The 12,190-nt window shown below is 73.6% G+C and carries 11 protein-coding genes; 9 read left to right on the top strand and 2 right to left on the bottom strand.

The genetic code is table 11. The features are described from left to right. Window positions 1-69: 69 nt before the first annotated feature. The 3 genes from KR546_RS08065 to KR546_RS08055 all read left to right on the top strand — a co-directional run bounded on the left by KR546_RS08065 (window position 70) and on the right by KR546_RS08055 (window position 3,169). Window positions 70-525: a hypothetical protein gene (locus tag KR546_RS08065; RefSeq protein WP_238444196.1), complete on the top strand. Its 456-nt coding sequence runs from the start codon at window positions 70-72 to the stop codon at window positions 523-525. 137 nt (window positions 526-662) lie between these two features. Beyond that, a complete protein-coding gene (locus KR546_RS08060; protein WP_238444195.1) occupies window positions 663-1,802 on the top strand; it encodes a semialdehyde dehydrogenase in 1,140 nt (379 codons plus the stop codon). Next, window positions 1,802-3,169: an NAD(P)/FAD-dependent oxidoreductase gene (locus KR546_RS08055; protein WP_238444194.1), complete on the top strand. Its 1,368-nt coding sequence runs from the start codon at window positions 1,802-1,804 to the stop codon at window positions 3,167-3,169. The genes KR546_RS08060 and KR546_RS08055 overlap by 1 nt, the downstream gene beginning before the upstream one ends. A gap of 18 nt (window positions 3,170-3,187) precedes the next feature. Here KR546_RS08055 and KR546_RS08050 read toward each other — a convergent pair whose 3' ends face one another. Further along, on the bottom strand, window positions 3,188-3,673 hold the full coding sequence (locus KR546_RS08050) for a MarR family winged helix-turn-helix transcriptional regulator (protein WP_238444193.1): 486 nt from the start codon (window positions 3,671-3,673) through the stop codon (window positions 3,188-3,190). Between the two features lie 170 nt (window positions 3,674-3,843). Here KR546_RS08050 and KR546_RS08045 point away from each other — a divergent pair, with 170 nt between their 5' ends. Together KR546_RS08045 and KR546_RS08040 are read left to right on the top strand one after the other, a co-directional pair. Then, the gene (locus KR546_RS08045) at window positions 3,844-4,992 is read left to right on the top strand and encodes an alpha/beta hydrolase (RefSeq protein ID WP_238444192.1); all 1,149 of its coding nucleotides are present in this window, start codon (window positions 3,844-3,846) and stop codon (window positions 4,990-4,992) included. Window positions 4,993-5,097: 105 nt separating this feature from the next. Beyond that, window positions 5,098-5,628, top strand: coding sequence for a hypothetical protein (locus tag KR546_RS08040; protein WP_238444191.1), 531 nt, complete (start codon window positions 5,098-5,100; stop codon window positions 5,626-5,628). 26 nt (window positions 5,629-5,654) lie between these two features. Here the strand turns inward: KR546_RS08040 and KR546_RS08035 are convergent, their stop codons facing one another. Further along, on the bottom strand, window positions 5,655-6,581 hold the full coding sequence (locus tag KR546_RS08035) for an LLM class flavin-dependent oxidoreductase (RefSeq protein WP_238444190.1): 927 nt from the start codon (window positions 6,579-6,581) through the stop codon (window positions 5,655-5,657). Window positions 6,582-6,770: 189 nt separating this feature from the next. Here KR546_RS08035 and KR546_RS08030 point away from each other — a divergent pair, with 189 nt between their 5' ends. The 4 genes from KR546_RS08030 (at window position 6,771) to KR546_RS08015 (ending at window position 11,936) form a co-directional block, all read left to right on the top strand. Then, window positions 6,771-8,009 (top strand): NAD(P)/FAD-dependent oxidoreductase, encoded by a 1,239-nt coding sequence (locus KR546_RS08030; protein ID WP_238444189.1) that lies wholly within the window; start codon window positions 6,771-6,773, stop codon window positions 8,007-8,009. Window positions 8,010-8,227: 218 nt separating this feature from the next. Continuing rightward, entirely contained in the window at window positions 8,228-9,307 is a 1,080-nt protein-coding gene (locus KR546_RS08025) for a ScyD/ScyE family protein (RefSeq protein ID WP_238444188.1), read from the top strand. 221 nt (window positions 9,308-9,528) lie between these two features. Next, the gene (locus KR546_RS08020; protein WP_238444187.1) at window positions 9,529-11,142 is read left to right on the top strand and encodes a DEAD/DEAH box helicase; all 1,614 of its coding nucleotides are present in this window, start codon (window positions 9,529-9,531) and stop codon (window positions 11,140-11,142) included. A gap of 128 nt (window positions 11,143-11,270) precedes the next feature. Then, on the top strand, window positions 11,271-11,936 hold the full coding sequence (locus tag KR546_RS08015; protein ID WP_238444186.1) for a Crp/Fnr family transcriptional regulator: 666 nt from the start codon (window positions 11,271-11,273) through the stop codon (window positions 11,934-11,936). The last annotated feature ends 254 nt before the right edge of the window (window positions 11,937-12,190 follow it).

Genomic DNA, 12,190 nt, shown 5'->3' with positions numbered 1-12,190 from the left:
GCGGTGGCCGTCCGTTCACTCGTGGACGAGCCGATCGACCACGGTCGGACCGACTGGCAGGAGCCACGCATGAACACGAGCATCCGCACGATGATCGCCGGGGCGGCGACGGCCGTCGCCGTGCTCGCCGGGGCAGGGACCGCGGTCGCCGGGGTGTCACCCGGACCGGCCTTCTACGTCGACGGGACGGCCTACCGCACCGTGGGGACGCCCACCGACCTGTCCGACACGGGGGCACCCGACCACGCCCACGACACGATCTACGACCTCGGTGGCCACCAGATGAACATCGCCACCGCCGCACCGGGCGACACCGACTACACCGGTGGCCGCTGGATGGTCCACGCAGTCGAGTTCCCGTCCGGCTACGACGCCGCCCTGGCCGCAGGCGACCTCGACGGGGACGGGGCGCTGGACTCGGACGCCGAACTGCAGGCCGCGATGGACGCCGGGACCGCGGTGGACGCGGGGGTCGTGCGCGAGTTCGTCTGTCCGGTCATCCCCCTGCCGCGCGGGGGGCGCTGACGCACCCCGCTCGCACGACCGCGGCCGCCCCACGTCGGGGCGGCCGCACGACTGTTCGCGGTGACGTATCTGCAGGCGACGAGGCTGCTCCCGATGGCTGACCTCCCCCTCCCACCTGCATCCCATCGGGCTCCATCATGAAGACGTTCGCCTTCCTCGTCCATCCGCGTGCCGAAGTCGCCACCGACATGGCCCGGATCTGGCGACCGCTGGGACGGGTCCCCGACCCGGCGTGGGAGTGGGCGATGCGACGCCTGCCGCTGCCCCCGCTGCCCTTGGGGACCGTGCACCGCCGCGACCTCGACGACCGACTCGTCGGACACGTCCTGACCGTGCCGGTCGGCGCGCGCCAGATGCTGTCGCAACGACGGGCATGGACGATCACGAAGGTCGAGCAGGCCATGGACCGGGCCGTGGCGCTGGGCGCCGAGGTGGTCGGCCTGGGCGCGCTCACCTCCCCGGTCACCGGCGGTGGGGCGAGGCTGCGACCCCGGCCCGGTGTCGGGGTGACCAACGGCAACGCCTTCACCGCGGCGATGACCCACGAGGGGATCGTCCGCCTGCTCGCGACGACCGGCCTCCGATCGCCGCACGTCGCCCTGGTCGGGGCGACCGGGAGCGTCGGCGACTGCGTCACCGAACTGCTCGCCCACGACGACCTCGCGGCCCGCTACACCCTCGTGGCCCGCAACCGCGGTCGCCTGGCCGACCTCGCCGACCGCGTCCGCGTGGCCGCCCCGGGTGCGCGGGTCGACACCAGCACCGACGTCGCCGCGATCCGGTCGGCCGACCTGGTGGTCGTCCTGACCAGCGCGGCCAGCGCGGTCGTGCGCTCCGAGCACCTCAAGCCCGGGGCCGTGGTCCTCGACGACACCCAGCCCCGCAACACCGACCCGGCCCTGGCGCACGAGCGACCCGACGTGCTGGTCGTCGACGGTGGCATGGCGAGGATCGACGGGATCGACATCCGCGCGGACATCGGGGTCCCGGAGGGCTATGCCTACGCCTGCCTGTGCGAGACCATGCTGCTGGCCTTCGCCGACCACGACGGCGACTTCTGCGTGGGCCGGGCGACCCCGGCGCAGGCCCGCACGATGCAGGGGCTCGCGGCGGACTTCGGACACCTGGGGTTCCGGCTCGGTGACTTCCTGTCCTTCGGCGCGCCGGCCACGCACGCCCGACTCGGGCACCACGTCGAGCCGTCGATCGGCCACGACCGCGCCCTGCGCCCGGCCCCGGCCCAGACCTCGGCCCCGGCCCTCGCGGGGGTGGCGTGATGACCGCCAGCCTCGCGTCCCGACCGGTCCCCGTCCCCGCCCCCACCCCCGGGGACCCGGTCGAAGTGGTCGTGCTCGGCGGCGGCTACACCGCCGTGTGGGGCCATCGTGCGCTCGCGCGTCGACTCCGACGCCACCTGCGGGCGGGACGGGTGCGGATCACCGTCGTGTCGGCCAGCACGACCCACGCCTTCCACGGCTGGACCGGCGAGGTGCTGGCCGGCCTGGTCTCCCACGACCGGACCCGTACCCCGCTGGCCGAGCTCGTGCCGGGCGCCCGGCTGGTCCACGGCACCGCTCGAGGGGTCGACCTCGCGGCGCGCACCGTCACGGTCGCGACTGGGCACGGACGTCGCACGCTGGCCTTCGACCACCTGCTGGTCGGCGTCGGGTCGGTCGACGCCACCAGCCTTCCGGGACTGGTCGAGCACGGTCACTCGGTCAAGGGCGAGCACGCACTGCGGGCGACCGACCTCCACCTCCACGACGTGGTGGCGCGCGCGGCCGACACGACCGACGAGGAGGAACGACGCCGACTGCTGACGGTGGTCGTCGCCGGGGGCGGGTTCGCCGGTGTCGAGATGGCCGCGGCGGTCGCCGCCCGGTTCCGGGCGGCGGAGGCCGACCACCCGGTGCTGGCGACCACGCCCGCCCGGGTCGTCCTCGCCCATGCCGGACCCACGCTGCTGCCGGAGGTCCGCCCGCGCTTCGACCGACTCGCGGACTACGCCGCCCGCCAGCTGGTCGACCTGGGGGTGGAGGTCCGTCCGGACACGCGCCTGGAGCGGGTCACGCGCACCGGCGCGCTGCTCGGGGACGAGCTCGTGCCGGCCGGGACCGTGCTGTCCACGGTCGGGCAGGTGATGGTCCCCCTGGCCGGGACGGAGTCCGTCGTGCGTGACACCCGGGGGCGGATGGTCACCGACGCGTGGCTCCGGACCTCGGTCGCGGGCGTGTGGGCCGGCGGCGACGCCGCGGCCGTCCCGCACGTCCTGCACGGCCGGCCGTGCCCTCCCAACGCCCTGTGGGCGATCAAGCACGGGGTGCGGGTGGGCGACAACATCGCCCGCACGATCCTCGGCCGCCGCGTCCGCCGGTTCCGCTTCCCCGGGCTCGGGCAGGCTGCGAGCCTGGGGGTCGGACGTGGTGCGGTCGAGCTGTACGGGGTCACCTTGACCGGCTGGGTCGGGTGGCTGGCCCGATGGGGGTTCTTCCACTGGTTCATGCCGTCGCGACGACGGGCGGTCGCCACGATCGGCGACTGGCTGCGACGGTGGCGGCACGGTCCGTTGCTCGAACCACCGACGGACCTCCCCACCGCCGTCGAGGACTTGCGAGCGCCGGCCCGCCCGTCCGTGGCGGCCTGACCGACGTCGGCACGGGGGTCAGCTGCGATCCGTCGCCCACGGTGGCGGCTCGTCGAATCCGATCCGGTGGGTGATCGCCGAGCAGATCCGGTCGAGCTCGGCGACCTGGTCGTCGTCGAGCACGTCGAAGACCAGGTGGCGGACCGACGCGACGTGGTCGGGCGCGGCCTGCTCCATCAACGCCATGCCGTCGTCGGTCAACTGCGCCAGGGTCACCCGGCCGTCCTCGGGACAGGGGCGACGACAGACCAGCCCGCGCTTCTCCAGCCGTGACACGACGTGGGACAACCGCGACAGCGATCCGTTGGACCACTCGGCCAGCTGCGACATCCGCAGGGACCGGTCCGGCTGGTCCGACAGCCCGGCCATCACCGAGTACTCGTAGTAGTTCAGGCCATGACGCGCGAGCGGCCCCTCGAGCTCACCCGGGAGCAGGGCGAGCACGGAGGCGAGCAGCCGCCACGCACGCAGCTGCTCCCCACTGAGCCACCGAGGATCGTCCATGCCGACCGACCCTAGCCGTCGCGCGATCGCCCGTGACAGGGACAGGTCGCCGCGGACCCGGGCAGTCGGCACGGGCGATCGCGTTGCCAGCGGGCCGTCGTGCGGGCATCCTCCATCACACCCGGGGGGGCACCACGAACCGACCGGGCCGCGACCGGTCGGGACCTGGCATGCGAACCCTGCTCAAGCTGGTGCTCAACCTCGCCGTGATCGCCCTGCTCCTGCTGGTCGTGGGTGGCTGGTACTACAGCACGCAACTGCTGCCGGCGGTCAGCGACGATCCCGAGCCGCGCACGATCGAGGTGGTCGACAGCGGCGAGGACACCCTGACCCTGCGACCGACCGACGAGGCGCCGGACTGGGCCGTCGACGACCTGCGCGCCGACGAGGTCGTGGGCTTCGACGGCGCCGAGGGGTACGTGCGCCTGTCCGGCCCCCCGGTGGCCATCGACGGCGACGAGGTCGAGCGCACCGGTGAGCTGGTGACCGGCGGCTGGCCCGGGGCCGGCGAGCGCGGGAGCATGGACAGCTACGCCTGGCCCGACGACCCGACGACGACCGGCCTGCCGGTCACCGAGGTGACCGCGCCCGGACCACTCGGCGACCTCCCCGGCTGGGAGTTCACCGGCACGGGCGAGGCAGCCGACGACTGGGTCGTCTACGTGCACGGACGGGGCGGCTCCCCCACCACCGCGCTGCGCACGGTCGGGACGGTGGTCGGCGACCTCGGCCACTCCGCACTGTCGATCACCTACCGCAACGACAACGAGGCCATGGAATCGCCGGACGGCTTCGGGCACTACGGGGACAGCGAGTGGGAGGACCTGCAGGCCTGGCTGGACTGGCTCACCGCGAACCGCGAGGTCGAGACCGTGACCCTGTACGGCTACAGCCAGGGTGGCAGCGTGGTGGCCGCGTGCCTGCGCCGGTGCACGGGGACGGAGGTCGTCACCCGCACGGTGCTGGACTCCCCGCTGCTGTCGATCCAGGCGACGCTGGAACTGCAGGCGGCCGAGCGCGGCATCCCGGAGCCGGTCATCGGGCCGTTGCTGGTGTCGACGAAGCTGATCTCGGAACTGCGGGGCGGACCCGACTTCGACAACCTCGAGCACGTCGACGCGCTCGCCGAGATGGACATGCCGATCCTTGCCTGGCACGGCGACGACGACCACACCGTCCCGGACGAACCGACCGGCCAGCTCGGGCTGGAGGACCCCGACCAGGTGACGGTCCTGACCTACGCGGGGGGCCACATCCGGGGCTGGAACGTGGACCCGACGGCCTACGAGGCCGAGCTGACGGCCTTCCTGGGTGGCTGACGCCCCGCCGGATGGCGCGAACCCCCACGATCGGGCCCCGGGCGCCGCATGGACGCCCATACCGTCGTTGGGGAGCCAGCCGAGCCTCCACCCGAGAGACCATCCATGCCCGCTCCGTCCATCCGCAGGATCGCCTGCGTCGCGACCTGCGCCGTGCTGGTCGCCGCCTGCTCCACCTCCGCCGACGACGAGGACGCCACCCCGACGCCCATGACGACGGACGCCGCCACCAGTGCGGCACCGACGACACCCGCCACGCCCCTGCCGACCGAGGACGTCCCGGAGGACCCCGAGGCGTCGGCCGCGAGCCCGCTGCCCAACAGCGTCCTGAGCAACACGCTGGCCGAGCTGCCGCTGCCGTCGGGGGCAGCTCCCTCCGGCCCGCCGGTCACCGAGGGCACCACGATCCAACAGACGTTCCGGGTCCAGGACGACGACCCCGAGGCCGTGTTCGAGCGCTTCTTCCTCCCCGAGTTGGCCGACGCCGGCTGGGACGTGGTCGAGGACGTGCAGCCCAGGGGCGACGGCGCCGCGGCGACCTGGGTGCGGGACGAGCTCGAGCTCCAGCTGGTCACCCAGGAGGGGCCCGAGGAGGCCGAGGTCGTGCTCAACGTGCTGCTGAGCCAACGCGGCTGACCACTCCGGCCACGGATGCCCCGGGATCAGCCCAGGCGCCCCATCAGGGCCACCATGTCGAGGTCGTCGTGCAGCAGGTTCTGCAGCATGACCCGTGAGACCCCGGCCTCCTCGAGGTCCACGAGTCGTTCGGCGGCCTGCTCGACCGTGCCGACCACCCACGTCGCGCGGCGCTCCTGCAGCCATGCCTCGACGTCGTCGCCACCGCCGTCGCGCTCCAGCAACCGGGCGGCACGGTCGGCCACCTCGGACTCGTCCTCGCCGAGCAGGCACCCGGTCATGACCGACAACGGCAGCGGGTCACGTCCTGCCTCCTCGCTGGCCGCGGTGATCGCCGCCCGCCGCTCACGGACCTGCTCGAGGGTCGGCGCCACCGTGTTGTACTCGTCCGCCCAGGCAACGGCATTGCGCACGGTGCGGGGCTTGGCACTGCCACCGATGATGATGGGCAGGCGCTCCTGGACCGGGCCGGGGAGGGGCCGCGAGTCGTGCAGCTCGTAGTGCTCGCCCGAGAACGCGAACGACTCACCTCCCAGCTGACGGGCGATGATCTCGAGCTGCTCCTCGAAGACGTCGAACCGGGTCCCGACGTCGTGGAAGGGGAACCCGTGGGTGACGTGCTCGATCTCGTGCCAGCCAGCGCCCAGGCCCAGCTCGACGCGACCGCCGGAGGTGTGGTCGGCGGTCACGGCCAGCTTCGCCAGCACCGACGGGTGCCGGAACGAGGTCGGGCTGACCATCGTCCCCAGCCGGATGCCGTCGGTCAGCGGACCAAGCGCTGCCAGGGTCGCCCAGGCGTCCAGGGAGCTGCGCTGGTCGACGCCCATGACCGACTGGTAGTGGTCCGAGCGGAACAGTCCCTCGAGGCCGGCCTCCTCGGTGGCCGTGGCCAGCGCCCGCCACTGGTCCCACGTGACCGACTCCTGGCCCTCGATCATCAGGTTCACGCGCACGTGGGAGCTCCTCGTCGGTCGGGCCGTCGATGCAACCACGCCGGCTCGACCGACGCAGGACCCCGGCCGGTGGTCGGCCGGGCCGGGGGCCCGGGGCATAGCCTGCCGGGACGTCCCCGCGACGACCGACCGGATGATCGAGGAGATCGTGCCGCACCCACCGAACTCCCCCACGTCGAGCACCCCATCGTGAGCGCCGACCACGACGTCGTCGTCGTCGGGGCTGGGCTGGCCGGCCTCAACTGTGCCCGCCACCTGGTCCGGGCCGGGCGATCGGTCACGGTGCTCGAGGCCGGCGACGCCGTCGGTGGCCGGGTCCGCACCGACGAGGTCGACGGGTTCCGACTGGACCGTGGCTTCCAGGTGCTGCTGACCGGCTACCCGGAGCTGCAGTCCGACATCGACCTGGACGCGCTGGACCTGCGGACGTTCTCGCCCGGGGTGACCGTGTGGCGCGACGGACGGTTCCGGCGACTCGCGGACCCGACCCGCGAGCCCCGGTCGGCACTGGCCGCCCTGGGCGTGGCGACCCCACTGGACGCGTTGGCCCTGCTGGCCTGGCGGGTCCGCCTGCAGGACCGTGCGGGCCACGCGCTCGCGACCGACCCCCAGACCACCGCCGCGGAGCTGTTCCGGCGTCGACGGTTCTCGGATCGCCTCGTCCGCTCGTTCCTGGCACCGTTCGTGGCGGGCACGTTCTTCGACCCGGACATGACCACGTCCAGCCGGTTCGTCGAACTGGTCTTCCGGTCCTTCTTCGACGGCGAGGTCGCGGTGCCCGCCGGCGGCATGCAGCGCCTGCCCGAGCAGGTCGCGGCCGCCCTGCCACCCGGGGCCGTCCGACTGTCCACCCCCGTCACCGCCGTGGAGGACCGGGCCGTGCTGGTCGACGACGACCGGGTCACGGCCGACCACGTCGTGGTCGCGACCGAGGCACCCGCGGCGGCGGCGCTGCTCGACGGACGCACCGAGGTGCTCACGGCCGACCGGGGCGGGGTGACCCTGTACTGGGCGGCCGACCGATCGCCGATCGGTGCGCCACACCTGGTGCTGGACGGCGAGGGTGGCCTGGTCACGACCGCGGCCGTGATGAGCGACGTCGCGCCGGAGTACGCACCCCCCGGCCGCCACCTGGTGTCGGTCTCGGTCACCGGCATCCCCGACGACGGCGACGACCGCCTGGACGAGCGGGTCCGGTCCCAGTTGCGGGGCTGGTGGGGTGGCGAGGTCGACGACTGGGAGCGACTGCGGATCGACCGCATCCCCCACGCCCAGCCCCGCATGCAGCCGCAGGACCTCGTGACGCTTCGTCGCCCGGTCCGCGTCGACGCCACGACGTGGGTGTGTGGCGACCACCGTGACACCGCCTCGCTGCAGGGCGCGCTGGTGTCGGGGCGGCGCACCGCCGAGGCGATCCTGGCCGGCTGAGACGCGTGCCGTCTCGCTGCCGACCGACCGGACCGGGCCGGGCGCGAGGCGCACGAAACGGCCGGGCGCAGGTGCAAACTTGACGATCGTGTGGTTAGCATTCCTCCGTCTGCCATGGGGCGGACCGGGGTCCAAGGGGGACCACGGGGCTTGCGCGGGGACCATCGAGGGGCGCCAGATGCCCACGGTCGAGCCGTGCCCGGATGCAGGAAACCACCATGCATGCGCGTATTCGCACCACGGCCGTGACGTCACTCGTCGCGGTCTCACTGCTGGCGGGGGCACTTCCCGCCAGCGCCGACCCAGTCGTCTCGGAGCCGATCGCCGGCGGGCTCGTCGGCCCGCTCGGACTGGCGGTCGGTGACGACGGGACCATCTACGTGGGCGAGGCCTTCTCGGGCCAGCTCACCACCATCGACGAGAAGGGCCGCACCCACACGCTGGTCGACCAGGCCGGCAGCGAGATCGCCGGACTCGACGCAACCGGCAAGGGCACGGTCGTCTACACCCAGACGCTGTTCGACGGCAACGCCGGCGAGGAGGCGCCACCGCTCGACGCCAGCCTGAACGGCGTGCGCCCGAACGGCACCACGCGCACCATCGCTTCGACGATGGCGTACGAGGAGGCAAACAACCCGGACGCCGACGCGGCATACAGCTTCCAGGGGGTCGACCAGGCCTGCCTGGACACCATCCCGCCCGAGTTCGGGATCCCGCCGCCCTACACCGGCATCGTGGAGTCCCACCCGTACGCCGTCGCGATCGCCGACGACGGCTGGTACGTGGCCGACGCGGCCGGCAACGACGTCGTGCACGTCGACCGTCGTGGCCGCGTGTCGACCGTGGCCGTGCTGCCGCCGGTCGCCAACCTGATCACCGAGGAGGTGCTGGCGGGCTTCGGCCTGCCGGACTGCCTGCTGGGTGCGACCTACTACGGCGAGGCGGTCCCGACCGACGTCGAGATCGGCCCCGACGGCGACCTGTGGGTGACCAGCCTGCCCGGCGGACCCGAGCTGCCCGGGTCGGGGTCCGTGTGGCGGATCGACCCGGCGACGGGCGACGCCACGATGGTGGCCGGTGGCCTGAGCAGCGCGGTCGACCTCGCCGTGGCCGACGACGGCACGGTGTACGTCGCCGAGCTGTTCGAGAGCCGCATCAGCATCGTCGCCGACGGCTCGGTCACGCCGTTCGTCGAGGTGCCGCTGCCCGGGGCGATCGACATCGGCCCCGACGGCACGCTGTACGCGACCATCCTGGCGCTGACCGAGGACGGCGCGGTGGTGACGATCACGCCGTGACCTGATCGACGCACGACCCGCGGGCGGGGCCACCGGATCCGGTGGCCCCGCCCGCCGTCGTGCCGGGGGGACCGTCGTGTCCCGCACGCGTCGGGTCGGGGTGGCACCCTGTCGCACCCGGCCACCACGATGCACCGCCGTGGCAACCCGTCGCCGGCGGCCCGCCGCGGTGGCGATCGGCCGCCGCGCCCCACCCCACCGCTTCCGAAGGACTCCACGACGTGCCCACGAGCCTGCGCCTGCGGACGTGGCAGAAGGCGGCGCTCGACGCCTTCGAGACCCGGGACCGGCGCGACTTCCTCGCCGTCGCCACGCCCGGGGCCGGCAAGACGACCTTCGCCCTGGCGGCCGTCGTCCGCGACCTGGCCCGCCATCCGCACCGGCGGATCGTGGTGGTGGCACCGACGTCGCACCTCAAGCAGCAGTGGTCGACCGCCGCGCACCGGCTGGGCGTGCAGCTGGCCGTGGACTGGCAGCCCGCCGACGGCTGGCCCAGCGAGTTCCACGGCGTGGTGGTGACCTACCAGCAGGTCGCGTCCGCGGCCGCGGCGATGCGGCCCCACCTGCACGACGCCGCCGTGGTCTTCGACGAGATCCACCACGCCGGGGCGGACCGGTCGTGGGGGGACGCCGTGGCCCTGGCGTTCGGGGACGCCGCGTGGCGGCTGAGCCTGTCGGGGACCCCGTTCCGGTCCGACCAGAACCCCATCCCGTTCGTCACCTACGACTTCGACCAGGCCGTCGCGGACCACACCTACGACTACGGCGACGCCCTGGAGGAGGGCGGGGTCGTGCGACCCGTGTTCTTCCCCCGGATCAACGGCCACATGGAGTGGACCTCGCCCGACGGTGTCGACCTGGCCGCGACCTTCGACGACGAGCTCGACCGATCGCTGGCCAGCCAGCGGCTGCGCACGGCACTGAGCCTGGACTCGGAGTGGCTGCCCGACGTCCTGCGCCAGGCCGACGAGCAGCTCGCCCGGATGCGCCGGTCGGACCCGCGGGCCGCCGGGCTGGTCATCGCCATCGACGTCGAGCACGCCCACGGGATCGCGCGCGTGCTGCGACGCCGCCACGGCCGCGACGTGGTCGTGGCCACCTCGGACGACCCGACGGCGTCGGACCGGATCGCGGCGTTCGCCCGGACCGACGACCCCTGGATCGTGGCCGTGCGGATGGTCTCCGAGGGCGTCGACATCCCGCGCCTGCGGGTCGGGGTGCACGCCACGACCACGGTCACCGAGCTGTTCTTCCGCCAGGCCGTCGGCCGGGTCGTCCGCTGGACGCCGGGCCAGCGTCGACAGAAGGCCTTCTGGTTCGTCCCCGACGACCCGCGGTTGCGCGCCCACGCCGCGACCCTGGCCGAGCACCGCACCCACCACCTGCGCCGACGGATCGACGACGGACGCCAGGACGACGTCGAGCTGGACGCCGTCCGGGACGATCCCGACGACCAGCTGTCGTTGTTCCAGGCGATCTCGGCCACGGCGACCACCTCCTCGGAGGACGCCGACGGGGTCTTCGACGACCGCACCGGCGAGGACCTGATCGTCGACGACGAGCCCGGCGGCATCGAGGTGGAGCTGCCGCTGCCACCCCCGCGGTTCACGACGGACGGGACGACCTACGAGGTGCCGTTGACCGTGCGACGCGACGAGCTGCGACAGGCCTGCTCGGACCGGGTGGAGCTGCTGGTGCGGCTGACCGGCATGGCCCACCGCGACGTCAACATGGCCCTGAACCGCGAGGCCGCGATCACCTCGGTCCGGGAGGCGTCGCTGGGCGACCTCCAGCGGCGACTGACCGTCGCCGACGACTGGCTGGCCCGGGTCTGACGCTGCGGACCCTGCGAGGCCGTCTCGGGGGGGCCGACCGGGGCGTCCCACCCCCGGTCGGGCGGCATCGGGCCGGGGTCCCGCGGATAGGATTCCGGACGTCGGCGACGGGCGAGGAGGCCGACCTCGTGGAGCACGGCGTGTTCAGCGGGCTGGGAGACGACGATCGTCGTGCCCTGCTCGCAACCATGGTCCGCCGTCGCTACGCCCGCCACGACACCCTGTTCCACGAGGGCGACCCGGGCGACTCGCTCCACCTGGTCGACCGGGGACGGGTCGCGATCCGGGTCACGACCCGGCTGGGCGACGTCGTGACCGTCGCGGTGCTCGGGCCCGGCGAGAGCTTCGGCGAGCAGGCCCTGCTCGGTGACGACACCCGCCGCACCGCGAGCGTGGTCGCGCTGGAGCCGGTCACCACCCGTTGCCTGTTCCGCCACGACTTCGCCCGCCTGCGGGCCGAGCACCCCTCGGTCGACCGCCTGCTCGTGCAGTTCCTGTCGCGCGACGTCCACCGGCTGACGAACCGGCTCCTCGAGGCGCTCTACGACGACGTCGACCGGCGGGTGGCACGACGCCTCGACGAACTGGTCGGCGTGTACGACGGGGGCGACGGGGGCGACGGGGAGCCGGTCGAGATCCCGCTGCGCCAGGAGGACCTCGCGTCCATGGCCGGCACGACCCGTCCGACCACGAACCGGGTCCTGCGTGCACTCGAGGACGACGGGGTGGTCGCCCTGGCCCGTGGCCGCATCCGGGTCATGGACCGGGTCGCGCTCGAGCGGGCGGCCCGCTGAGCCCACGGCGGTCGGTGGACCCCTGCGGGTCCTGATCGACCGGGACGCCAGTCCCCGGCCGAGACTCCTGAAGAGTCCCGGCCGGGGCCGCTCCCCGCATCCTTGCCCCTTGCGCCGGCGTTTCCCCTTGCCGGTGAGGACATGGTGCCCGGCCCCACCACCGTCGTCCGTGCCCGGGCTGACACAGCCAGCGTGTCGGTCGACACACAACAGCCACACGCGTCCCGCCGTGGCCCAGACCCGCGCGCGATACT

The organism is Salsipaludibacter albus (genome assembly GCF_019798055.1).
Taxonomy (GTDB): Bacteria; Actinomycetota; Nitriliruptoria; order Nitriliruptorales; family Nitriliruptoraceae; genus Salsipaludibacter; species Salsipaludibacter albus.
Note: the sequence above shows the minus strand (reverse complement) of the source record. Positions and strands in the feature narration are given on the sequence as shown.